We start from the raw sequence: 21,101 nt of genomic DNA, 5'->3' as shown, positions 1-21,101 counted from the left end.
CCCTATCGGTCGAGCGTCGCCTCGGTGTCGACGCCGTAGACCGACGCGGGCGTCTCGACGTGGGCGTTCCTGACGGCGGCGTCGCGGCCCTCGTCGAGGAGCCAGTCGACGCGCCGGGGGACGGTCTTCGGGCCCATCACCGCGCCGGGGCGGTCGGGGTCGTCGATGAAGTCGGTCTCCATGAGGAACGGGTCGCCCCGCTCGGCGGCGTCTTCGAGGCGGTCCTTGTCGCTCATGACGCTCGGCGTGCCGCCGGTCAGGTGGCCCTGCGCGTAGTGTTTGACCACGCGCTCGCCGGGGACGCCGCGTTCGTCGGCCCACTCGGCCACGTCCGAGAGGTCGGTGGTCGACTCCGTGTGGAGCTGGAGCGCGCAGTCGCAGTCCGCGGCGAGGTCGAGACCGTGTCTGAGGACGGCGTTCGACGCCTCCCAGACGGCGTCGGTGACCTCGTAGTGCGGGCGGCCGGACTTGAGCGCGAGCGCGTCGCCCTCGCGGACGAACTCGGCGGCGGTGTCGAGACCGGCGCACATCAGGTCGCGGGCGGCCTCGGGGTCGTAGCCGCGGTCGTCGACGAGTTTCGAGACGAGACCGGGGTGGACGCCGAGGACCGGCCACGCGCGCCCGGGAAGTATCTCGGTGGCCTCGCGGACGACCTCGACCGTCGTCTCGAAGACCGGGCGGAAGTCCTCGCCGGTCTCGACCTCGTGGCCGAGGAGCCACGAGGGCTTGTTGACGACGAGGAGGTGCGTGCCGCCGCTCCGGGCGAAATCCTTCACCGCCTCCAGCCCGCGCCCGTGGTCCGGGTCGAGGTGGAGGTGGTTGTCCACGACCGGCGTGTCGAACTCCTGCATGGGCGTGTGGTCGGTCGGGGGAGGAAAAAGCGAACCGTTCGCGGTCGGGTCGGGTTGGGTCGAGCGGGGTCGGGTCGTCGCCCGGCTCAATCGTCGCCGTCGTCGAGGTCGTCGAGCGTCATCGCGTGGGTCGCCGCGTTCTGGAGCGCGTCCGAGCGGCCGTAGCTCCCCGGCGCGATGGCGACCGTCCGCAGGCCGTAGGCGTTGGCCGTCTCCAAGGCGGGCTTGAAGTCGGTGTCCCGCGAGGCGACCGCGATAACGTCGGCGCGGTCTTCGACGGCGTAGCGCGTGAGGTCGACCGCGAGCTTCACGTCCACGTCGCCGCTCGTGACGACGACCTCGAACCCGCGCGCCTCCGCGGCCTGAATCAGCCCCGGCGTGGCGTGCTCGTCGAGGTAGAGCCGCGCCGCGCTCAGCTGATCGCCGAGGGAGCGCGCCGCCGCTCGGATGTCGTCTAAGTCCACGTCGAACTCGTCGCGGAGGACGTTCGGCCCGTCCACGAAGAGCGCCACTCGGCCCGAGGGAAGCCCGTCGGGGCCGACCAACCGCCGCAGGAGGTCCATACACCACCTCACCCGGTTTCGGGTTTATAAATTTCGAGGGAGTCTCACCGGGGTCCCCTCGCCCGCGACGCGTCGCGCGGCCGCACAGTCTCGTTTTCCGAGTCCTCGCGATGCGCTGATACGACCGGGACGCGTAGCTCACCCATGGGTGGGGATGCACAGACGGTCACGGTGGGGATTCTGGGGTTCCACGACAGCAGGGAGACGAAAGCCATCAGCAACGCGGTCACGGCGCTCGGTCACGAGGCCGTCTGGCTCCACGAGGAGGCGGTCGGCATCGACGTGTCGCGGGCGGGCGTCGCGCTGGACCCCGACGTCGACGTGGTGGTCAACCGACTCCTGCTGTCGAAATCGACGAGCCCGCTCGAAGACCTCTCTATCGCCAGTTGCTACGCCGCGGTTCGGCCCGTGCTCAACGACCCGCGGAGCGTCCTCGTGGCCGTCCACAAACACGCGACGTCGAGCAGGCTGGCCGCCGCGGGCGTCCCGGTGCCACACACGTACATGGCGACGGCGGACGCCAAGTTGAACGCCGCGCGCGACGGGTTCGGGACGCCGGTCGTCTACAAGACCGCAATCGGGACCAACGGCGGGGGGACGTGGCTGGTCGACCACGACCGGGCCGTCTCGGCGACCGTCGACGGCCGCCGGGCGTTCGTCCAGCAGTACGTCGACGCGGGCGAGCGCCACCGCGACCTCCGAATCTACGTCGTCGACGACGAGGTCGTCGGCGCGATGTACCGCTACGCCCCGGCGGGCGACTGGCGGACTAACGTCGCCCTCGGCGGCGACGTGGAGGACGCGTCCGAGGACCTCCCGCAGGGGGCCGCGGGGTCGGCGCTCCGGGCGACGCGGACGCTCGGTCTCGACTACGCCGGCGTCGACCTCATCGAGAGCGACGACGGCTGGGTCGTCCTCGAAGTCAACCCGACGGCGGGGTTCCGCGGGCTGTTCCGCGCCACCGGCCGGTCGCCCGCGGCGGCCATCGCCGGCCTCGCAATCGAGCGGGCCGGCGGGCGCGCCGACTCGGCGCTCGTCGAGCGCCTCGGTCGCGACCTCGACGGAACGCCGCCCGCGGACGCTCCCTCGCGGGTCCGCGACGAGCGGGTTCCGGTCGTCGGCCACGCCGAGCGCGTGACCGTCACCGGAATCAGCGGGTCGAAAGAGGTGCTCGCCCGCATCGACACCGCGGCGTCGGTGACTCGAATCGCTCCCGACTTGGCGGCGGACCTCGGCACCGAGCCGTCGGCCGCGGTCGAAGACGGCGCGCCCCCGCGGGTGGACATCGTGGTCGAACTCGCGGGCGAGCGGCGGACCGTGACCGCGGTGCTCGACGAGGAGATGGGACCGGAGACGCCGCTTCGAATCGGTCGGAACGTGCTCCGCGACTACTACGTCGACGTTCGTCGCGGGGTCCGCGGCGACGCGGGTGACTAATGAGACCGGATATATCAAGCCATTCGGTTAACTAGCTCTACTCCCTAGGTTGACTGCGCCCCGTCCCCGATTCGAGAAGCCGTACTTACGCGACACAGTTCGTTTCGACGACCCGCCCGCGCTCGACAGCGCGGCCGTGTCGCGTCACGTCCCACGTCGGTCACGACCCAACAGCCGGCGCACGGCCCGCCGAATCGACCACCGGACGCGGGCCATTCTCGGAGAACCGACAGACGGCGAGCGGACAGTCTCGTCCGAGCGACAATCATGGAATAGTTTATAATGATTTACTAAACGCAGTGGCGGGTTTTATGTGCCTAATTAACGTATAGTCGTGTATGTCCGAGACAGCGTCCAGAAATAGTCCGAATACATTTACAATCGTAAACGAGGTTAACGACCACGGTGCGGCGACGCTCCGCGGCGACAACGGCTCGACGTACCACGTCACCTCCTACGAGAACAGCAACTTCCGCGACTACCTCGCGAACCACCACGCCGGCGACCGCGTGCGGATGGACATCGTCAGGGCCGGCGTCCGCGCGAACGTCTGGCAGGTGTCGGCGCTCTACCCCGGCGCTGACGAGTGACGCCGGACGCGACGAACGCTCGCGCGCCGTTTGTGACCGATCGGTCACCGACCGTCCGCGTGGGCGACGCTGTCGCTGTCGCGGCGGTGACGCGAAAAAATCCGAGGTCGGGACCGGGCGCTACTCGTTGACTTCGAGCACTTTGCCGGCCGCGATGGTCTGTCCCATGTCGCGGATGGCGAAGCTCCCGAGTTCGGCGATTTCTGACGACGGTTCGATGCTGAGCGGCTTCTGCGGCCGGAGCGTGACGACGGCGGCGTCGCCGGCCTTGATGAAGTCCGGGTTCTCCTCTGCGACCTCACCCGACGCGGGGTCGAGCTTCTGGTCGATGGACTCGAACGTGCAGGCCACCTGCGCCGTGTGCGCGTGGATGACCGGCGTGTAGCCGGCGGTGATGACCGAGGGGTGTTGCATCACGACGATCTGCGCCTTGAACGTCTTGGCGACCGACGGCGGGTCGTCGGCCGGGCCGCAGACGTCGCCGCGGCGGATGTCGTCTTTGCCGACGCCGCGGACGTTGAAGCCGACGTTGTCGCCGGGGCCGGCCTCCGGGACCTCCTCGTGGTGCATCTCGATGGTCTTCACCTCGCCGCCGGCGTCAGAGGGCATGAACCGGACGTTGTCGCCGGTTTTGAGGATGCCCGTCTCGACGCGGCCGACCGGGACCGTCCCGATGCCGGAGATGGTGTACACGTCCTGAATCGGGACGCGAAGCGGGGCGTCGGTCGGCGGCGACGGCTCGGGGAGGTTGTTCAGGGCCTCTAGGACGGTCGGCCCGTCGAACCACGGCATGTTCTCCGAGGGCTCGGCGATGTTGTCGCCCTCGAACGCCGAGATGGGGATGAAGCCGGCGTCGTCGGAGTTGAACCGTACCTGGTTCAGGAGCTGTTGGACCTCCTCTTTGACCTGCTTGTAGGAGTCCTCGCTGTAGTCGACGACGTCCATCTTGTTGACCGCGATGATGAGTTCCTCGATGCCGAGGGTTCGGGCGAGGAAGACGTGCTCGCGGGTCTGCGGCGCGACGCCGTCGTCGGCGGCGACGACGAGAATCGCGTGGTCGGCCTGCGACGCGCCCGTAATCATGTTCTTGACGAAGTCGCGGTGACCGGGCGTGTCGACGATGGTGAAGTAGTACTTGTCCGTGTCGAAGCGCTGGTGGGCGATGTCGATGGTGACGCCGCGCTCGCGCTCCTCGGCGAGGTTGTCCATGACGTAGGCGAACTCGAAGCCCGACTTCCCCTTGGACGCCGCCTCCTCGCGGTGCTGTTCGATGATGTGTTCCGGGACGCTACCTGTCTCGAACAGAAGCCGGCCGACGAGGGTGGACTTCCCGTGGTCGACGTGTCCGATGATGGCCAGGTTCTGGTGTGGTTTGTCTGCCATGGGTATCAGGGCGGTGTCGCCCAGTTTGGTAAAATATGACACCCAAAGGTAAATCCGTTTTCCCGGGGCGAAGCGCGTCTCGCGCCGGCTCAGACGGGTCGCGGAAACGGGTTATCAGGAAACGCGAAAACTCAGGAACGCCGTCACGTTGCGACGCCGTCGGGCGAACCGAGCGAGAGTCGAGCGGGGAATCGAAGCGAGAGACGACGGGTCAGAACTGACGCATCGCGGCGGCCATGTCGGCGAAGGTGGCCGTGCGGCGAACGGACTGCTCGTGAGCGTGAGACGTATCGGCGTTATCCTTTACAACAATCATAGTAACTAATTCTATCGTTTGGGTAATAAATCTACCGCCGAGGTCGAGACGCGAGAGGGCGTCCGCGCGATATCAAAGGCTAAAGTGTGCTCCTCGCGGAGGTAGTGGTATGGCCCGCGAGGACATCGACGACGTGGACAGGGCGATTCTGTACGCACTCCAGGAGGACGCCCGGAACATGTCGTCCGGGGACATCGCAAAGCGAACGGGAACCTCGGACAGCACCGTTCGCAAGCGCATCCAACGGCTCGAATCCGAGGGCGTGGTCAAAGGCTACAGCGCGAGCGTCGACTATCAGAAGTCGGGCTATCCGCTCCGGATGTTGCTGTACTGCACCGCCTCGATTCCCAAGCGGGGCGAACTCGTCCCCGAGATTCTGGAGATGGACGGCGTCGTGGCGGTCCAGGAACTGGTCACCGGCGAACAGAACCTCCTCGTGACCGCCGTCTGCGAGACGGACGACGACATCACGTCCATCGCGCAGGAGCTTCTCGACATGGGCGTCACCGTCGCCGACGAAGTCCTCGTCCGCACGCACGAGACGACGCCGTTCGGCAAGTTCGATTCCGAGCGGCACGCCGAGAACGACTCCTGACCGGGCGCGCGCGATATTCATCGACGAACGGAGCGTTCACGAGACGAACGGAGCGTTCACGAATCGGGCACCGAGACAGGCGAGCGACCGCGGTCGCCGGTCGCCGCGGCGGGGCGACAGCCGCCGGGCCGGCGCACCCGATTCGTTCGCTCGCGTCGATTCACCGGGTATCAGGCCGCGAACGAGCTGTTCTACGCGGAATCGACTCTGAGAGTCGAGAGTCGACACCGCCCCGATGCCGCGAGACTATAATGTTCTATAATGGCTAATTTGCGAACGTTTTGTGAATGTAGATAGATTTAATAGACAATCTGTTCTCGGATGGGCGTAAGGACGACCAGTATCCGACCGGGATGCCGTCCCGGTGACCGAACTGGTCAACGACGAATCGAACGATGTCAGGACACAGCTCGAACCCGACGGTCGGAGCACTCCCGGACGCGGCGGCGGACTCGCCGCTCGCGCCCGTCGCACTAACGCGGCTCGTGTGGACGCTGTTCGCCGCGAGCGTCGCCGTGCTCTTCGCCCGAGTCCGACTCGGGGGCGCGTGGGAGGTCCCCGGCGTCGTCGCCGTCGACGGCCTGACCGTGCTTCTGTGGGTTGTCGTGACGTTCTTCAGCGGCATCGTCCACAGCTACTCGCGCCGCTACATGGCCGGTTCCGCCCACGAGACGGAGTTCTTCGCGACCGTGTTCGGCTTCACGGTGGCCGTGATGGGCCTCGTCGCGGCCGACCACCTCGCGCTGTTCTGGCTGTTCTGGCTCGCGATGGGACTCGCGATGGCGAACCTCATCGGCGTCGTCGACGGCTGGCCGCAGGCGCAGGCCGCCGCGAGCGTCGCCCGCAGGTACTTCCTCGCCAGTAGCGCGTTCCTCGGGGCCGCCCTCGCGGCGCTGTGGTGGGCGACCGACGCGACGACGGTCTCGGGCGTCGCCGCGAACGCCGACGGACTCGGCGGCCCGGCGTGGCTCGTCGCCGTCGTCGCGCTCGTGCTCGCGGCGATGATTCAGTCCGCGCTCGTCCCGTTCCACGGCTGGCTCCTCTCGTCGATGACCGCGCCGACGCCCGCCTCGGCGCTGATGCACGCCGGGTTCGTCAACGCCGGCGGCATCCTCCTGCTCCGGTTCGCCCCGGTCGTGACCCTCGACGCCACGCTCATGCTCGGTATCGTGGCGGTCGGCGCGACGAGCGCCCTCGTCGGAAAACTGCTCAAGAACGTCCAGTCGGACGTCAAGAGCGAGCTCGGCTGTTCGACCATCGGGCAGATGGGATTCATGATTATGCAGGCCGGCCTCGGCTTCTTCGGAGCCGCGATTACCCACCTCATCCTGCACGGCTTCTACAAGGCGTACCACTTCCTCAGCGCGGGCGGCGCGGTCGAACGGACCGCCCCGACCGATCACGAGGACCACGAGACCGGGGCCGTTGGTTCCGCGGTCATCGTGGCGACCGGACTGGCCGGCGGCGCGCTGTTCGCGGCGCTCACCGGGAAGGGCACGCACCTCGACAGCGGGCTCCTGCTCGTGGCGTTCGTCGTGCTCACCACGCTCCACGCGGCCCGCAACGTCGTCGCGCGCGCCGCGCTCCCCTCGACGGTCCGCTACGGCGCGGTCCCGCTCGTTTTTCTCCCCGCCATCGCCGTGTACGCCCTCGTCTATCAGGGGATTTCGAGCGTGCTGTCCGGACTGCCGGTCGTCGAGGCACCCGCCGAACTGAGCGCGTTCCACGCGCTCGTCGCCGGCGTCTTCCTCGTCGTCTACGTCGCGATAGAACTCGGCGTCCACGAGCGGAGTCGCCGCCTCTACGTCGCGCTGTTGAACGCGAGCCAACCCGCGTCCAGCACCATGCTGACCGCCACGGAGGACTACAATGAGTACTGAACACAGCATCGAAGACAGCATCGACAAAGCCGCGACCACCGTCGGCTCGGTCTGGCCGGTCCACTCGTTCGTGACGGCCAACCCGCTTTCGGGGTTCGAAGATATGCCGTTCAGCGAGGCGGTCACGCAGGCCGCGGACCTCGTCGGCGGCCGCGGCTACCCGACCCCCGAGACGTTCGAAGCGGCCCTCGAAGGGGGCCAAATCGACCCCGCGGTGCTCGACGCGGAACTGGCCGAGCGCGGCTACGAGGGCGACCCCGAGGCCCTGCTTGAGCGCATGGCCGCCGGCGACGAGTCCGCGGGCGCGGACGCCGAGACCGACGCCGACGCGGACGCCGCGCGGGTCGACCGCGTGCTGACGAAGTGGCTGTCGGCGTTCCTCGACGAGGGCCAAGCCCACTGGCCGATGCCGGACCGCGAGGACGGCTTCTACAGCGCCTTCCGGTCGATGGCCCCTCACGACGGCCGGATTCCCGACGACGGTCTCGTCGCCGACCTGCCCGAGTCGCCGGTCGAGGCCATCGAGGCCGCGGTAGCGTCGTACCCCGAGAGCCAGTGGGTGCCGATATTCGAAGAGCAACTCGCCGCGCTCCCCGGCTGGACCGGCTTCATCAAGCAACGCGCCGCCGACGGCGGCGAGTGGCAGTCCGCGTACCCGATTTCGCTCGTCGGCTACCTCGCGGCCCGCCTCGCGCTCCTCGACGCGTTCGGCGTCGACATCGCGCCGTCGACCGGGTCGAAGAGCGACGAGGCCGAGGCGGCCGACGAACTCGCCGAGGCGTTCCTGACCGCGTGGGAGGCGAGCTACCGCGACGAGGTGGTCGACCGCGTCGCCGCCGAGAGCGAGGCGCTCGAAAACGGAGACACCGCGGGTCGCCCGGACGCGCAACTGGTCTTCTGTATCGACACGCGCTCGGAGGTCATCCGCCGGCACATCGAGGACACCGGCGACTACGAGACCCACGGCTACGCCGGCTTCTTCGGCGTCCCGATGGAGTACCGCGGGTACGACGCCGAGGTGGCGGTCGACGCCTGCCCCCCGATTGTCGACCCGGAACACCGCGTCTCCGAGGTGCCGACCGGCGGCGAGGCCGAGGCGACCCACGACCGCTGGTCGCGCCTCCGCGAGGCGGCGGGCGAGGCCATCGAGGCGCTGAAGACCAACCCCGCGACCGCCTTCGGCTTCGTCGAGAGCGCGGGGAGCGGCTACGGGGTGGCCCTCGCGGCCCGCACGCTCGTCCCCGGCCGCGTCGCCGACCTGCTCGGAACCGCCGACGACGCGGTCCCCGACAACCACGAGTTCTGCGACCAAGTCGTCCACCACCAGCACTCCTACGCCGGCGACCTCCCGGTGGGGCTGACCGACGAGGAGAAAGTCGAGTACGCCGCGAACGCCTTCGGGCTGATGGGCTGGGAGGAGTTCGGCCGGCTCGTCGTGTTCGCCGGCCACGCCAGCGAGACGGCGAACAACCCCTACGATTCGAGTCTGGACTGCGGGGCCTGCGCCGGTAACCCCGGCGGCCCGAACGCCCGCGTCCTCGCGGCTATCTGCAACGACGAGACGGTCAAGGCGGAACTCCGCGACCGCGGGTTCGACATCCCCGAGGACACGGTGTTCGTCGCCGGCCAGCACAACACGACGACCGACGAAATCGAACTGTACGACGGCGACGTGCCCGAGAGCCACGCCGAGGACCTCGACCAGTTGCGCGCGGACCTCGCGGTCGCCCGCGAGCACGCGGCCGCCGAACGGACGGGCGCAGACGGCTCTGCGGCCGTCGGCGAGGCGGAGCGCCGCGCCGCCGACTGGGCCGAGACGCGCCCCGAGTGGGGGCTGGCCGGCAACGCCGGCTTCGTCATCGGCCCGCGCGAACTGACGAGCGACCTCGACCTCGACGGGCGCGCGTTCCTCCACTCCTACGACCACTCGACGGACCCCGACGGCGACGCGCTCGAAGCGATTCTCACGGGGCCGATGGTCGTCACCCAGTGGATTAACGCGCAGTACTACTTCTCGACGGTCGACAACGCCGTCTACGGGAGCGGGTCGAAGGTGACCCAAAACCCCGTCGGCAACGTCGGCGTCTATCAGGGCAACGGCGGCGACCTGATGACCGGCCTCCCGCTCCAGTCGCTGATGGCCGCCGACGACAGGCCGTACCACCAGCCGCTCCGCCTCTCGACGATTATCCACGCGCCGGTCGACCGCGTCACCGACGTGCTGGCCGACCACGCGGAACTGACCGAACTGCTCGACAACGACTGGCTCTCGCTGACGGTCGTCGACCCGACGCAGGACCACCGCGCGTTCCACTACGAGGAAGCACTGACGTGGACGCCGGCGTCCGAGCAAGTCGAAGCGCGCCCGGAACCGGAGACGCCGGCCGCGACCGCCGTCGCGGACGACTAAGCGCTCCGCACTCGTCCCGAACGCGCTCTCGGTCGAGCGCTGGTGGCTGGTGAGCGCGTCACCCGAAGCCCCCCGGAAGGCCGCCAAAAACCGCTCACGGCCCGTCCGCTACCGGTCTGCTTCGACGACGGTGAGTTTGACCTGATGGACGCCCTTCAGCGGCCGAATCCGCGAGAGCAACTCCTCGATTCGCTCGCCCGTCCCGTCGACGGCGATAGACTCCAGACAGAGGTGGTCGCCGAGGTGGACGTGATGGACCGCGATGATGGTCTCGGTGAAGTCGTGTTGCAGTTCGGTCATCTCCTCGCTCACGCCGCTGTGGTCGTGCTCGTAGAGGACGACGACGGTCCCGCTGAGGCTCCCGGAGAGCCCCGTCTGTTGATTGAACTCCGTGACGAACGCGCGAAGCGCGTCTCTGGTCGCCTCCGAGCGGCTGTCGTACTCGCCGTCGGCGACCACGTCGTCGAGTTCGGCGAGCAGACTCGGCGGGAGCGTGACGCTCATCCGGTCGACGTCCTGGCTCATACTCTCGCCTTTTCCCAGCAACCGTTTAGTCGTTGGCAGTGGCGCTTCCGAATCGGCAACATATCGCCCAGTATTACGATTTGGAAGAAAAGTATTATTGCTCGACCGAATCACACGTGTGATACGAATGCACATTCCGGACGGCTTTCTCGACCCCTGGGTGGCGGGTCTCTTCTGGCTCGGCTCCGGCATCGTAATCGGTTTCGCGGTCAGACGCGCCCGCGGCGAACTCGGCGACGAGCGAACGCCGCTTCTCGGCGTCGTCGCGGCGGGCATCTTCGCCGCGCAGATGCTGAACTGGCCGATTCCGGGCGGGACGAGCGCTCATTTCGTCGGCGGGGCGTTCGCCGGTATCCTCCTCGGACCGTATCTCGGCGTCCTCGCGATGACCGCCGTCGTGACGATACAGGCGCTCGTCTTCGGCGACGGCGGCATCATCGCGCTCGGTGCGAACCTCTTTGCGATGGCCGTCGTCGACGTCCTCGTCGGCTACGCCCTCTTCCGAGCGCTCCGAGGGGTTCACGAAACCGGCGGTTCGTTCGTCGCCGGGTGGGGAGCGATTACCGTCTCGGCGCTGGTCGTCGGCGTCGGCGTCGGCCTCTCGTCGGCGTTCGCCTACGAACTGAGCACGACCGTGGTAATCATGGTCGTCGGCCACGCGCTTTTGGGTCTCGTCGAGGGCGCGATTACGGCCGCGGTCTACGGCTACGTCGCGGACGCTCGGCCGGACCTCGTCCTCGGGCGATTCGACGACGACTCGCTTTCCCCGGAGGTGGGGCTGTGAACGCGCTCGTGTCCGATTCGTGGGGTCGGCGGGCGCTCTTCGGACTGCTCGTGCTCGTCGTCTTGGCCCCCGTGTTCGGCTGGGCGTCCGGCGTCGTCGGGTACGCCGAACCGCTCGAAAACGCCGCCGAAGAGACCGGGGCGGCCGACGCCGCCGAACCCATCTCCCCCGGACTGCTCCCGGACTACTCCGTCCCGGGGCTCAGTTCGCCGCTCGGAACGCTCGTCTCGGCGGTCGTCGGGACGGGAGTCACACTCGCGGTCGGGGTCGGAGTCGGTCGCCTCCTCGAACAGTGACCGGCGTCGTCGGCCGCTCGGTCGAATCCATCACCGGAGCGCTTCGGACCGTCTTCACGGCCGAACAGGTGGCCTCGGCCGACGGATTTCTCCAGCGACGGGACCCTCGCGTCTCCCTGTGTTCGGTCGCCGGCCTCGCGCTGGCGGTGATGCTCACGCGAACCGTCGCGGTCACCCTCTGTTTCGGTGTCGTGACCGTCCTCCTGGCGAGGCTGTCGGCCGTTCCGCTCCGACAGTTGCTCGCACGCTCGGCGGTCGTGCCGCTCGTCTCCGCCGTTATCGTCGTTCCCCAAGCCGTACTGCTCCCCGGGGACGCGCTCGTGCGGGCGTTCGGGCTCGCCGTCACTGACGGCGGCGTCGCGTACGTCGTGCTGTTCACGCTCCGCGTCGGCGTCGGCGTCGCGCTTCTGTCGCTCATCGTGATGACGACGCCGTTCTCGTCGGTGGTCGCGGCCATGCGTGAACTGCGCGTCCCGGTCGCGCTCGTGTGGGTCGTCGCCGTCACCTATCGCTACCTGTTCCTGTTTTTCGACGAGTTACAGCGACTCGTTCTCGCGCGGAACAGTCGCACGACCGGCCAGTCGAGTCTTCGCGACGGGTGGCGCGACGCGAAACGGCTCGTCGGGACGTTCCTGTTGCGGACGCTCGACCGCGGCGAACGGGTCGGCCGCGGGATGCGGGCCCGCGGCGGTTCCCGACCGCCGTCACCGTACAGCCGGTCGCGGGCCGTCGACGGGGGCGACTACGCGCTGGTCGCGCTCGCCGTCGTCGCCGTCGTCGGCTCGGGGGTGATTCGATGGGGCCTGTAATCGAAGCGCGGGGCCTGACACACGAGTACCCGGACGGAACGACGGCGCTCCGGGACGTGACGGTCGCAATCGAGGCGGGTGAGCGAGTCGCCGTCATCGGTGCGAACGGGTCGGGAAAGAGCACACTGCAACTCGTGCTCGGCGGCCTCGTCGAGCCGACGGCCGGCGCGGTCGAGTACTTCGGCGAGACGGCGGACGCCGAAGCCGTCAGGGACCGCCTCGGCGTGCTCCTGCAAGACCCCGACGACTACCTGTTCAATACGACCGTCCGCGAGGACATCGAATACGGGCCGGCCCAGCTCGGGATGTCACGGCGGGCGGCGACACAGCGGGTCGCGCACCTCGCGGCCGAACTCGGGTTGGAGTCCTTGCTGGACCGCCCGCCGTTCCGTCTGTCTGGGGGCGAGAAACAGCGGGCGGCGGTCGCGAGCGTCCTCGCGTTCGAGCCGGATGTGCTCCTCCTCGACGAGCCGTTCGGCGCTGTCGACGCCGGCTACCGAGAACGCATTCTGGAGCTTGTGACCGACCACGAGGGGACTGTGGTGCTGTTCACGCCGTCTGTGGACGTCGTGCCCGAGGTTGTCGACCGAGTACTCGTCGTCGGGCAGGATGGGTCGATAGCGGCGGACGGCCCCGTTCGAGACGTTCTGACGGATACCGCCCTGCTGAGGGAGAACGGTCTCCAGCCGCCGGCGACGGTGCAGTTGTTCGAGGGGATACTCGACGCTGACGACGTTCCGCTGACCGTCTCGGACGCGCGAGCCCATCTGCTGGACGAGACGCGGTAGCGAGGCGTACCCCGACTCACGCGCAGTATTTGCATTCGGTATCGCAATAATCGGTTTATCACTCTCGCAACCGTCCGGGTCGGTGCCGCACTCAGACGGCATATTTCGCCAACAGGTTGCGGGTTCGTGGTGTTTTACCCCGGACCGGAACCCGAATTAATGCAAGATTGTGGTCACACCGAGCGAACAGATACCAAAGCATTACTTATCGCAGTTCGCAGGGGCGTGTATGGGCCTTCGCAAGCCGCCGTTGTACGACGTCCACGCGGACGCCGGGGCGACGTTCACCGAGTTCGGCGGATGGGACATGCCTGTGGAGTACGACTCCATCAAGGCCGAACACGCGGCCGTCCGCGAGTCGGTCGGCATCTTCGACGTTTCGCACATGAGCGAACTCGAGGTGTCCGGCCCGGACGCGACCGCGCTGATGCAACGCCTGACGACGAACGACGTGACGGCCCTCGAACCGGGTGACTCGCAGTACTCGGCCATCGTGAACGACGAGGGCATCATCGTCGACGACACCGTCGTCTACCGACTCCCCGACCGCGACGAGCGGGTCTATCTCTTCATCCCGAACGCGGGCCACGACGAGGAGATGTACGACCGGTGGACCTCGTTCCGCGACGAGTGGGGCCTCGACGCCACCGTCGAAGACGTGACCGAGGAGTGGGCGATGTTCGCGGTACAGGGCCCCGACGCCCTCGACTCGGTCACCGCCGCCGCGCCCGACGCCGCCCTCGGCGACCTCTCGAAGTTCCAGGCGACGTTCGCCGACGTGGCGGGCGTCGAGTGCTGGGTGGCCCGGACGGGCTACACCGGCGAGGACGGCTTCGAGGTCCTCTGCCCGTGGGACGACGCCGAGACCGTCTGGGCGGCGCTCGACGCGACCCCCTGCGGACTCGGCTCCCGCGACACGCTCCGACTGGAGATGGGCTACCTGCTCTCGGGACAGGACTTCGACCCCGAGACGGAGCCCCGGACCCCCTACGAGGCCGGCATCGGGTTCGTCGTCGACCTCGACACCGAGTTCGTGGGCCGCGACGCCCTCGACCGACAGCGCGAGGCCGGCGTCGAAGAGACGTTCGTCGGCTTCGCCCTCCTCGACCGCGGCGTCCCGCGACACGGCTACGACATCGCCGACGCGGACGGCGAGGTCATCGGCGTCGTGACGAGCGGGACGATGAGCCCGACCCTGTCGGAGCCCATCGGCCTCGGCTACGTCCCCGTCGAGTACGCCGACGACGAGACCGAGATTTCGGTGCTCGTCCGCGGCCGCGAGAAGCGCGCAGTAATCGTGACACCCCCCTTCATCAACTGACAATGTTCGAAATTCCCGACGACCGGAAGTATCTGGAATCGCACGAATGGACCACCACCGAGGGCGACGCCGTCCGCATCGGCATCTCCGACTTCGCACAGGACGAACTGGGCGACGTCGTCTTCGTCGAACTCCCCGCCGAGGGCGACGAACTCGCCGCCGGCGAGGAGTTCGGCGTGGTCGAGAGCATCAAGGCCGTGTCGGACCTGTACGCCCCCATCTCGGGCACGGTCACGGCCGTCAACGAGGAGCTGTTCGACGCCCCAGAACTCCTCAACGACGACCCCTACGGCGACGGCTGGATGCTCGAAGTCGAGCCGGCCGACGAAAGCGAGTTCGACGACCTCCTCTCCCCCGAGGAGTACCGCGAGCAGACGGAGTGAGATGACGGCTGGAAACGGACGGCGGGTCGGAAGCCCGTACGCCCCACACACCGACGCCGACGAGGAAGCGATGCTGGACGCCGTCGGCGTCGACAGCGCGGAAGACCTCTTCGACATCCCCGACGAGGTCCGCTTCGACGGCGAGTTCGGCGTCGACAGCGCCGACGAACAGGAACTCAGGAACGCCATGGCCGACCTGTTTTCGCGAAACGAGGAGCTGACGGAGTTCCTCGGCCGCGGCCACCACGCCCACTACGTGCCGGCGTTGGTCGACGACCTCTCGCGGCGCTCGGAGTTCCTCACCTCGTACACGCAGTACCAGCCCGAAATCGCGCAGGGCTTCCTGCAGGTGCTGTTCGAGTACCAGTCGATGCTGGTCGAACTGACCGGGCTCCCGGTCGCCAACTGCTCGATGTACGACGCCGCGACGGCGCTCGCCGAGGCCGCGCTTCTCGCGAACCGCCTCCGGCGCGGCGCGAGCGGCCACCGCGTGCTCGTCCCCGAACACCTCCACGAGGGTCGCCTCGGCGTCCTCGAAAACTACCTCGACGGCGCGGCGATGGAAATCGGCGAGTACCCGATGACCGACGGCGCGGTCGACGTTGACGCCCTCGCGGACCTCGTCGACGACGAGACCGTGATGGTGTACGCCGAGACCCCGACGGTCCGCGGCGTCATCGAGGAGCGACTCGCCGACATCGGCGACCTCGCCCACGACAACGACGCGCTGTTCTGTCTCGGAAGCGACCTCGTCGCGCTCGCGCTCCTCGAAGAGCCCGCGAGCGTCGGTGCCGACGTGGTCGTCGGCGAGGCCGGCGCGCTCGGCCTCGGAACGGCCTACGGCATGGGGCTCGGCATCTTCGCCACCCGCGAGGAGTACCTCCGGCAGGTCCCCGGCCGCCTCGTCGGCGTCTCCGAGGACAGCGCGGACATGCGGGCGTTCACGCTGACGCTCCAGACCCGCGAACAGCACATCCGCAAGGAGCGCGCGACCTCGAACATCTGTACGAATCAGGCGTGGGTCGCGCTCCGCACCGCCATGCACATGGCGTGGCTCGGCCCCGACCGCCTCGTCGACCTCGCCGAGCGGGCCGTCACCGACGCCCGCGACCTCGCCGCCCGACTGGACGAGCTTTCGGGCGTCAAAGCGCCGCTGTACGACCGCCACCACTTCCGCGAGTTCGTCGTCCGGACGGACCAGCCCGCGCCCGCCATCACGAACGACCTCGCGGGCCGCGGCTTCGCGGTCCACGCCCTCACCGACCACCACCTGCAGGTCTGTATCACCGACGCGAACGCCGACGCCGCGGACGGACTGGTCGCGGCCTTCGAGGAGGTCATCTGATGAACTTCGACCAAGCCCGATTCAGCCGCGACGACGAGTACGAACCGCTCCTGTCCGAAAAGGACAGCACGACCGTCGAAGTCGATTCCGAGGGCGTCCTCCCGGACGACCTGACCCGCGACGAACTGACGCTCCCGGCGCTGTCGGAGCCGCAACTGGCGCGCCACTACACGCGCCTGTCGCAGATGAACTACAGCGTCGAACTCGGGCCGTACCCGCTGGGGTCGTGTACGATGAAGTACAACCCCTCGTTCACGGAGGACGTGGCCGCGGACCCCAACGCCGGGGTCCACCCCGACCGCTCCGACCGGACGATTCAGGGGACGCTCGGCCTCCTGCACGGTCTACAGGAGTACCTCGCGGACATCGGCGGCATGGACGCCGTGACGCTCCAGCCCCCGGCGGGCGCCGCGGGCGAGTTCACGGGCATCCTCGTCGCCAAGGCCTACCACGAGTCCCGCGGCGACGACCGCTCGGAGATTATCATCCCCTCGTCGGCCCACGGGACGAACTTCGCGTCGGCCGCGATGGCCGGCTACGACGTGGTCGAACTCCCCTCGGACGACGACGGCCGCGTCGACATGGAGGCGCTGGACGCCGCCGTCTCCGAGGAGACGGCCGCGCTCATGCTCACGAACCCCAACACGCTGGGGCTGTTCGAGCGCGATATCGTCGATATCGCCGAACTGGTCCACGACGCGGGTGGCCTGCTGTACTACGACGGCGCGAACCTCAACGCGCTCCTCGGCCGCGCTCGCCCCGGCGACATGGGCTTCGACATCATGCACTACAACGTCCACAAGACGTTCGCCACGCCCCACGGCGGCGGCGGTCCCGGTGCCGGCCCGGTCGGCGTGGTCGACGAACTCGCGGAGTTCCTCCCGAGTCCGATGGTGCGCGAGACGGCCGCCGGCTACGAGCAGTACGAACCCGAGTCGTCTATCGGCAAGGTCCACGGCTTCGCCGGCAACTGGCTCGTGCTCGTGAAGGCGTACGCCTACATCGCCCGCCTCGGCGACGCGGGCCTCGCGGACGCCAGCGCGAAGGCCGTCCTCAACGCCAACTACCTCGCCTCGCAGATAGACCTCGAAGTGCCCTACGGGCCGTTCCACCACGAGTTCGCGGCCACCTCGGGCGAGCGCGACGCCGCCGACGTGGCGAAGCGCATGCTCGACTACGGCGTCCACCCGCCGACGACGAAGTGGCCCGAACTCGTCTCGCAGGCGATGCTCACGGAACCGACGGAAGTCGAGGACAAGGCGTCGCTCGACGACCTCGCACACGCCTTCAACGCGGCGTACGCCGACTCCGACGAGGCGCTCGAAACCGCGCCCTCGAAGACCAGCGCCCGCCGCATCGACCAGGTGTCCGCCGCTCGGAACCCGCGGCTCTCGTGGCGGGCGCTCGGCGACGACGAATAACGAGAGAAATCCTTTTTCGCGGTTACGCTTCGGCCTTCGCGTACGTCTCGATGTCGTCCGTGATGTGGATGTAGCCGTAGTCGCACTCCGTGCAGTGCCACTTCGTCTTCGTGCCGAGGTGAATCTCCATGCTGGCGGCGAGGTAGAACGTGTCGTTGCCGCAAGCCGGGCATTCGCGCTGGATTTCGAGGTCGCTCATGGGGTCGAATCCGTGGTAGTCGTTGTTGAAGATATTGGTTCGCGGACGCTGTGGCGGACGCGATAAATTAAATATCGCGATATGAAATCGGGTTTTCGCCGCCGAACGCTTCGTCAGTCGGCGTGAGGGGCGGACCGTTGGGGATGCGGTACGGAGCGAGTGCGCGGCACGTCGGAGCGCGGCCACCGGCTACGCCTCGCGGGAGTCGATGCTCCCCAGTTCTGCGGCGGCGTCCTCGCCGGCGCGCGCCTGTACCTTCCCGATAGCGACGGCGACGACGTAGATGCCGACCGCGACGAGGACGATGACACCGCCCGCGGTCGCCTCGCCGTAGTAGGACGCGCCGATACCGAGGAGCACGGCGAGTTCGGCGAGGACGACGGAGACGAGAAGCGACTCCGAGAAGCTTCGGGAGACCTGCGCCGCGCCCGCGACGGGGACGACGAGCATGGCGGCGACGAGGATGACGCCCATGATCTGCATCGCGCCGACGACGACCAGCGCGGTCAGCATGACCATCACGCGGTTGTACCACGTGACCGAGATGCCCGAGACGGCGGCGGCCGTCTCGTCGAACGTCACGTAGAGCAGTTGGTTGCGCGTGAGCGCGACGGTGCCGACGATGACGGCGAACAGCACGAGCAGGATGGCCGCGTTCTCCGCCGAGACGGTCGAGAGGTTGCCGAAGAGATACTGGTTGATGCCGACCGCGAGGCCGCCCGCGTTGAGGCTGATGAGGACGGTCCCCAGCGCGAACCCGGTCGAGAGCACGATTGCCATCGACACGTCGTTGTAGGCGTCGGTCGCCTCGGAGATGAGTTCGATGAGGAGCGCCGCGATGACGGCGACGACGACGGCGGTCAGGTACGGCGAGACGCCGAGGCTGAACACGCCGTTGAGAAAGAGGCCGACGGCGACCCCGGCGAAGGCGGTGTGGGCGAGCGCGTCGCCGATGAGCGCGAGCTGGCGGTGGACGAGGAACGTCCCGATGAGGGGGGCCATCACGCCGATACAGAGGCCGACGAGGATGGCTCGATGCATGAACCGGTAGTCGAGGAAGCCGAGGCCGGTCGCGTCGCCGACGGCGAAAAGCAGGTCGGACCACAGCGCGAGGAGCCAGTAGACCGGCGCGAGGACGGCGTCTAACGGCCCCGCCTGCAACGCGGCGAACAGTTCGATGGCCATCACGCGCGGCCACCGCCCGAACCGCCCGCGAAGGAGGCCGCCGTGCCGAACGCCCGCGCGAGCGCGTCGCTCTCGACGAACTCGTCGGTCGGGCCGTCGAAGTAGACCTCGCGGTTGAGACAGACGACGCGCCGGGCGTGGTCGGTGACCGCACCGAGGTCGTGTTCGATGAGGAGAACCGTGATGCCCTCGTCGTTGAGCGCTTCGAGCAGGTCGTAGAAGGCGTCGACCGACTCGGCGTCGACGCCGACGGTCGGCTCGTCCAAGACGAGCAGGTCGGCCTCGCCGGCGAGCGCGCGGGCGATGAAGGCGCGCTGGCGCTGGCCGCCCGAGAGCTTCGTCACCCGGCGGTCGGCGAACTCGGACATCCCGACCGTGGCGAGCGCCTCGTCGACGATGCGGTGGTCCTCGGCGGAGAGCCGGCCGAAGCCGACGTGGGGGAACCGACCCATCCTCACGACCTCGCGGACGGTGATGGGCATCTCCTTGGAGGCGCTGGCGTGCTGGGCGACGTAGCCGATGCGCGCCCCGTCGTCGAAGGCGTGGGAGGGCTCGCCGAACAGCCGCGCAGACCCCTCGTCGGGACGGAGCAAGCCGAGGATGAGCTTCATCAGCGTCGACTTGCCGGAGCCGTTCGGCCCGACGATGGCGACGTACTCGCCGGGGTCGATGCGGAGCGAGATGTCCTCCACGACGGGCGTCGCGGTGTAGCCGAACTCGACGTCCGCGAGTTCGACGAGCGGGCCGGACGAGCCGCGGCCATCGGCGTCGTCGGCGTCGGCGACACCGGTGTCGGCGGACTCAGCTGACTCCGCGGATTCACCGTTGCGGAGGGCGCTCATTCGAAGTTCCTCCACTCGTCGGCCCAGCCGTCGTAGCCGACTTCCTCGGGCGACTTGTTGCCGAGGACGACCTCGAACGTCGGCATGTTGATGTTGTCGGCGATTTCCTCGTAGCCCCAGTCGTTTTCCACCCAGTCCTCGCGGACGCCCGCGTACGGGGTGACGGGGAAGTACGCCTCGACGGGCGTCTCGGCGATGAGCTGTTTCGCGGGGCGGCGCGTCTCGAAGACGCCCGCGCCGATGTATCGGATGTCGTTGTCCTCGATGACGCGCTTGGCCTCGGTGATGTCCGAGGGCTTCACGTCGCCGCTGGCGGCGAGGTTGACGACGAGCGGGCGCATCTCGACGCCGTAGCGGACGCCGATGTACTGGAAGGCGTTGTGGGCCGCCAACTGGACGACCTTGCGCGACGCCCGGTCGAAGATGTCCTGATAGTCCCGGTCGATGCGGTCGAGCACGTCGGTCTTGTACGCGTCGGCGTTGTCGCGGAACGTCTCCTCGTGCTCGGGTGCGAGTTCGACCAGCCCCTCGGTGATGTTGTCGACGGCGGTCTTGGCGCGCCGCGGGTCGAGCCAGAAGTGGGGGTCCTTCCCACGGCCCTGGCCGACGCCCTCCTCGTCGCGGTCGAGGCTCGCGGCGAGTTCCACGAGTTCGACGCCCTCGCGGACGTTGATGAGTTGGGTGTCCACGCCGTCGTCCTTCAGCGTCTGGATGGCGCGGTCGGCCCACGGCTGGAAGTCCTTTCCGACGTGGACGAACGCGTCGGCCTCGATGATGTCGCGCGTGACGCTCGCGTCCGGTTCCCAGCCGTGACCGTGAAGCCCGGTCGGGATGAGGTTCTTCAGCGTCACCGGGGTGTCGGCCGCGACCTCCCGCGCGAAGTCGTAGAAACTGAAGAACGAGGCGACCACGACGGGGCCGTCTTCCGACTCGGACCCGCCGGAGGCGTCGTTCGAGCCGGTGTTCGAGCCGTCGGTTCCGCCTCCCGCTCCGCCGCCACCGCCGAGACAACCGGCGAGCCCGGCCGTCAACAGACCGGAACCGGCCGCGACGACCGACCGCCGAGAGAGTTTGGGGACGGACGAATCTGGATTCGCGTTCATTACCATGCTAGATAGAGACAACACATTATATAGATGTGTTGCTCTAAGGTTCAAATTAGACGAGTCTAAAAACGG

Annotated in this window: 21 protein-coding genes; 13 read left to right on the top strand and 8 right to left on the bottom strand. The window is 68.1% G+C overall.

Annotated elements, in window-relative coordinates:
- Window positions 1–2 precede the first annotated feature (2 nt).
- Window positions 3–851: a TatD family hydrolase gene (locus tag C438_RS12345; RefSeq protein ID WP_004969749.1), complete on the bottom strand. Its 849-nt coding sequence runs from the start codon at window positions 849–851 to the stop codon at window positions 3–5.
- Between the two features lie 86 nt (window positions 852–937).
- Entirely contained in the window at window positions 938–1,414 is a 477-nt protein-coding gene (locus C438_RS12340) for an NYN domain-containing protein (RefSeq protein ID WP_004969747.1), read from the bottom strand.
- A 144-nt stretch (window positions 1,415–1,558) separates the two neighbouring features.
- On the opposite strand from C438_RS12340, the gene C438_RS12335 reads away from it, so the two are divergent.
- Together C438_RS12335 and C438_RS12330 are read left to right on the top strand one after the other, a co-directional pair.
- A complete protein-coding gene (locus tag C438_RS12335; RefSeq protein ID WP_004969745.1) occupies window positions 1,559–2,851 on the top strand; it encodes an ATP-grasp domain-containing protein in 1,293 nt (430 codons plus the stop codon).
- A 338-nt stretch (window positions 2,852–3,189) separates the two neighbouring features.
- Window positions 3,190–3,441: a hypothetical protein gene (locus C438_RS12330; protein WP_004969743.1), complete on the top strand. Its 252-nt coding sequence runs from the start codon at window positions 3,190–3,192 to the stop codon at window positions 3,439–3,441.
- 120 nt (window positions 3,442–3,561) lie between these two features.
- On the opposite strand, the gene tuf is transcribed toward C438_RS12330, so the two are convergent.
- Window positions 3,562–4,824 (bottom strand): translation elongation factor EF-1 subunit alpha, encoded by a 1,263-nt coding sequence (gene tuf, locus C438_RS12325; RefSeq protein ID WP_004969741.1) that lies wholly within the window; start codon window positions 4,822–4,824, stop codon window positions 3,562–3,564.
- Between the two features lie 425 nt (window positions 4,825–5,249).
- Between tuf and C438_RS12320 the strand changes: the two genes are divergently transcribed.
- The 3 genes from C438_RS12320 to C438_RS12310 all read left to right on the top strand — a co-directional run bounded on the left by C438_RS12320 (window position 5,250) and on the right by C438_RS12310 (window position 10,025).
- Window positions 5,250–5,735, top strand: a complete 486-nt coding sequence (locus C438_RS12320; RefSeq protein ID WP_004969739.1) for an Lrp/AsnC family transcriptional regulator — start codon at window positions 5,250–5,252, stop codon at window positions 5,733–5,735.
- Window positions 5,736–6,130: 395 nt separating this feature from the next.
- The gene (locus C438_RS12315) at window positions 6,131–7,615 is read left to right on the top strand and encodes a proton-conducting transporter transmembrane domain-containing protein (protein WP_004969737.1); all 1,485 of its coding nucleotides are present in this window, start codon (window positions 6,131–6,133) and stop codon (window positions 7,613–7,615) included.
- Window positions 7,605–10,025: a DUF2309 domain-containing protein gene (locus tag C438_RS12310; protein WP_004969736.1), complete on the top strand. Its 2,421-nt coding sequence runs from the start codon at window positions 7,605–7,607 to the stop codon at window positions 10,023–10,025. Before C438_RS12315 ends, C438_RS12310 begins: the two co-directional genes overlap by 11 nt.
- Window positions 10,026–10,133: 108 nt before the next feature.
- Here C438_RS12310 and C438_RS12305 read toward each other — a convergent pair whose 3' ends face one another.
- Window positions 10,134–10,550 (bottom strand): CopG family ribbon-helix-helix protein, encoded by a 417-nt coding sequence (locus C438_RS12305; RefSeq protein WP_004969735.1) that lies wholly within the window; start codon window positions 10,548–10,550, stop codon window positions 10,134–10,136.
- Between the two features lie 127 nt (window positions 10,551–10,677).
- Here C438_RS12305 and C438_RS12300 point away from each other — a divergent pair, with 127 nt between their 5' ends.
- The 8 genes from C438_RS12300 (at window position 10,678) to gcvPB (ending at window position 17,697) form a co-directional block, all read left to right on the top strand.
- Entirely contained in the window at window positions 10,678–11,334 is a 657-nt protein-coding gene (locus C438_RS12300; protein WP_004969734.1) for an energy-coupling factor ABC transporter permease, read from the top strand.
- Window positions 11,331–11,630, top strand: coding sequence for a PDGLE domain-containing protein (locus C438_RS12295; protein ID WP_004969733.1), 300 nt, complete (start codon window positions 11,331–11,333; stop codon window positions 11,628–11,630). The genes C438_RS12300 and C438_RS12295 overlap by 4 nt, the downstream gene beginning before the upstream one ends.
- Entirely contained in the window at window positions 11,627–12,439 is an 813-nt protein-coding gene (gene cbiQ / locus C438_RS12290) for a cobalt ECF transporter T component CbiQ (RefSeq protein WP_004969732.1), read from the top strand. Before C438_RS12295 ends, cbiQ begins: the two co-directional genes overlap by 4 nt.
- The gene (locus C438_RS12285; protein WP_004969730.1) at window positions 12,427–13,227 is read left to right on the top strand and encodes an energy-coupling factor ABC transporter ATP-binding protein; all 801 of its coding nucleotides are present in this window, start codon (window positions 12,427–12,429) and stop codon (window positions 13,225–13,227) included. The genes cbiQ and C438_RS12285 overlap by 13 nt, the downstream gene beginning before the upstream one ends.
- A 229-nt stretch (window positions 13,228–13,456) precedes the next feature.
- Window positions 13,457–14,548 (top strand): glycine cleavage system aminomethyltransferase GcvT, encoded by a 1,092-nt coding sequence (gene gcvT / locus C438_RS12280; RefSeq protein ID WP_004969729.1) that lies wholly within the window; start codon window positions 13,457–13,459, stop codon window positions 14,546–14,548.
- 2 nt (window positions 14,549–14,550) lie between these two features.
- On the top strand, window positions 14,551–14,931 hold the full coding sequence (gene gcvH, locus C438_RS12275; RefSeq protein WP_004969728.1) for a glycine cleavage system protein GcvH: 381 nt from the start codon (window positions 14,551–14,553) through the stop codon (window positions 14,929–14,931).
- A 1-nt stretch (window position 14,932) separates the two neighbouring features.
- Window positions 14,933–16,276: an aminomethyl-transferring glycine dehydrogenase subunit GcvPA gene (gene gcvPA / locus C438_RS12270; RefSeq protein ID WP_004969727.1), complete on the top strand. Its 1,344-nt coding sequence runs from the start codon at window positions 14,933–14,935 to the stop codon at window positions 16,274–16,276.
- Window positions 16,276–17,697 (top strand): aminomethyl-transferring glycine dehydrogenase subunit GcvPB, encoded by a 1,422-nt coding sequence (gene gcvPB, locus C438_RS12265; RefSeq protein WP_004969726.1) that lies wholly within the window; start codon window positions 16,276–16,278, stop codon window positions 17,695–17,697. Before gcvPA ends, gcvPB begins: the two co-directional genes overlap by 1 nt.
- A 22-nt stretch (window positions 17,698–17,719) precedes the next feature.
- On the opposite strand, the gene C438_RS19725 is transcribed toward gcvPB, so the two are convergent.
- The 4 genes from C438_RS19725 to C438_RS12250 form a co-directional block, all read right to left on the bottom strand.
- On the bottom strand, window positions 17,720–17,896 hold the full coding sequence (locus C438_RS19725) for a DUF7838 family putative zinc beta-ribbon protein (RefSeq protein WP_004969725.1): 177 nt from the start codon (window positions 17,894–17,896) through the stop codon (window positions 17,720–17,722).
- A 189-nt stretch (window positions 17,897–18,085) separates the two neighbouring features.
- Entirely contained in the window at window positions 18,086–19,081 is a 996-nt protein-coding gene (locus C438_RS12260) for a metal ABC transporter permease (RefSeq protein WP_004969724.1), read from the bottom strand.
- A complete protein-coding gene (locus C438_RS12255) occupies window positions 19,081–19,923 on the bottom strand; it encodes a metal ABC transporter ATP-binding protein (protein WP_004969723.1) in 843 nt (280 codons plus the stop codon). The genes C438_RS12260 and C438_RS12255 overlap by 1 nt, the downstream gene beginning before the upstream one ends.
- Window positions 19,920–21,026 (bottom strand): metal ABC transporter substrate-binding protein, encoded by a 1,107-nt coding sequence (locus C438_RS12250; RefSeq protein WP_004969722.1) that lies wholly within the window; start codon window positions 21,024–21,026, stop codon window positions 19,920–19,922. Before C438_RS12250 ends, C438_RS12255 begins: the two co-directional genes overlap by 4 nt.
- Between the last annotated feature and the right edge of the window lie 75 nt (window positions 21,027–21,101).

The organism is Haloferax denitrificans ATCC 35960 (assembly GCF_000337795.1).
GTDB lineage: Archaea > Halobacteriota > Halobacteria > Halobacteriales > Haloferacaceae > Haloferax > Haloferax denitrificans.
This window is presented reverse-complemented; position numbering and strand designations above follow the sequence as displayed.

Bases quoted from the DNA above. Each gene is read 5' to 3' on its own strand.
- gcvPA (WP_004969727.1), top strand. From the start codon at position 14,933: ATGACGGCTGGAAACGGACGGCGGGTCGGAAGCCCGTACGCCCCACAC.
- C438_RS12330 (WP_004969743.1), top strand. From the start codon at position 3,190: ATGTCCGAGACAGCGTCCAGAAATAGTCCGAATACATTTACAATCGTA.
- C438_RS12255 (WP_004969723.1), bottom strand. From the start codon at position 19,923: ATGAGCGCCCTCCGCAACGGTGAATCCGCGGAGTCAGCTGAGTCCGCC.
- C438_RS12300 (WP_004969734.1), top strand. From the start codon at position 10,678: ATGCACATTCCGGACGGCTTTCTCGACCCCTGGGTGGCGGGTCTCTTC.
- C438_RS19725 (WP_004969725.1), bottom strand. From the start codon at position 17,896: ATGAGCGACCTCGAAATCCAGCGCGAATGCCCGGCTTGCGGCAACGAC.
- gcvT (WP_004969729.1), top strand. From the start codon at position 13,457: ATGGGCCTTCGCAAGCCGCCGTTGTACGACGTCCACGCGGACGCCGGG.
- C438_RS12305 (WP_004969735.1), bottom strand. From the start codon at position 10,550: ATGAGCCAGGACGTCGACCGGATGAGCGTCACGCTCCCGCCGAGTCTG.
- C438_RS12260 (WP_004969724.1), bottom strand. From the start codon at position 19,081: ATGGCCATCGAACTGTTCGCCGCGTTGCAGGCGGGGCCGTTAGACGCC.
- gcvH (WP_004969728.1), top strand. From the start codon at position 14,551: ATGTTCGAAATTCCCGACGACCGGAAGTATCTGGAATCGCACGAATGG.
- C438_RS12335 (WP_004969745.1), top strand. From the start codon at position 1,559: ATGGGTGGGGATGCACAGACGGTCACGGTGGGGATTCTGGGGTTCCAC.
- tuf (WP_004969741.1), bottom strand. From the start codon at position 4,824: ATGGCAGACAAACCACACCAGAACCTGGCCATCATCGGACACGTCGAC.
- C438_RS12345 (WP_004969749.1), bottom strand. From the start codon at position 851: ATGCAGGAGTTCGACACGCCGGTCGTGGACAACCACCTCCACCTCGAC.
- C438_RS12250 (WP_004969722.1), bottom strand. From the start codon at position 21,026: ATGAACGCGAATCCAGATTCGTCCGTCCCCAAACTCTCTCGGCGGTCG.
- C438_RS12340 (WP_004969747.1), bottom strand. From the start codon at position 1,414: ATGGACCTCCTGCGGCGGTTGGTCGGCCCCGACGGGCTTCCCTCGGGC.
- C438_RS12315 (WP_004969737.1), top strand. From the start codon at position 6,131: ATGTCAGGACACAGCTCGAACCCGACGGTCGGAGCACTCCCGGACGCG.
- C438_RS12320 (WP_004969739.1), top strand. From the start codon at position 5,250: ATGGCCCGCGAGGACATCGACGACGTGGACAGGGCGATTCTGTACGCA.
- gcvPB (WP_004969726.1), top strand. From the start codon at position 16,276: ATGAACTTCGACCAAGCCCGATTCAGCCGCGACGACGAGTACGAACCG.
- C438_RS12310 (WP_004969736.1), top strand. From the start codon at position 7,605: ATGAGTACTGAACACAGCATCGAAGACAGCATCGACAAAGCCGCGACC.
- C438_RS12285 (WP_004969730.1), top strand. From the start codon at position 12,427: ATGGGGCCTGTAATCGAAGCGCGGGGCCTGACACACGAGTACCCGGAC.